This window comes from Vibrio sp. 811, assembly GCF_033339195.1.
The window spans coordinates 1-537 of sequence record NZ_JAWOUB010000859.1 but is presented as its reverse complement, the minus strand read 5'-3'; the positions used below and the strand labels follow the sequence as shown (position 1 = coordinate 537).

General features: G+C 47.3%; 2 pseudogenes. Both read left to right on the top strand.

Features of this window, described 5'->3' with window-relative positions:
• Positions 1-292: pseudogene (locus tag R7Q46_RS29800) on the top strand (flagellar basal body M-ring protein FliF); the annotation flags it as partial.
• Positions 285-537: pseudogene (locus R7Q46_RS29795) on the top strand (flagellar motor switch protein FliG); the annotation flags it as partial. The pseudogenes R7Q46_RS29800 and R7Q46_RS29795, both read left to right, overlap by 8 nt.

The following is a 537-nucleotide window of genomic DNA, read 5'->3' as shown; positions in this document are numbered from 1 at the left end:
CGTGGTTGTGCTTGTACTGGTTCGCCCTGCAATGAAGAAACTGCTTAACCCAGCTGGTGATGACGACGATGAAATGTACGGCCCAGACGGTTTGCCAATTGGTGCCGATGGCGAAACCAGCCTAATTGGTAGCGACATTGAAAGCAGTGAGCTGTTTGAATTTGGTTCAAGTATCGATCTGCCTAACCTTCATAAAGATGAAGACGTACTGAAAGCGGTTCGTGCACTTGTAGCGAACGAACCAGAGCTAGCGGCTCAAGTTGTGAAAAACTGGATGAACGAAAATGGCTAACGATATCGTACCTCAAGATGAAAACGGCGCAGGCATGCCAGTTGAGTTTGATGCCTCCACCATTACTGGTGAAGAGAAAGCGGCCATTTTGTTATTAAGTCTGAATGAGCAAGATGCGGCTGGCATCATCCGTCATTTAGAACCGAAACAAGTACAGCGTGTTGGTAGTGCAATGGCGCGTGCAAAAGATTTAAGCCAAGAGAAAGTATCGGCGGTGCAGCGTACGTTTTTGGAAGATATCCAGA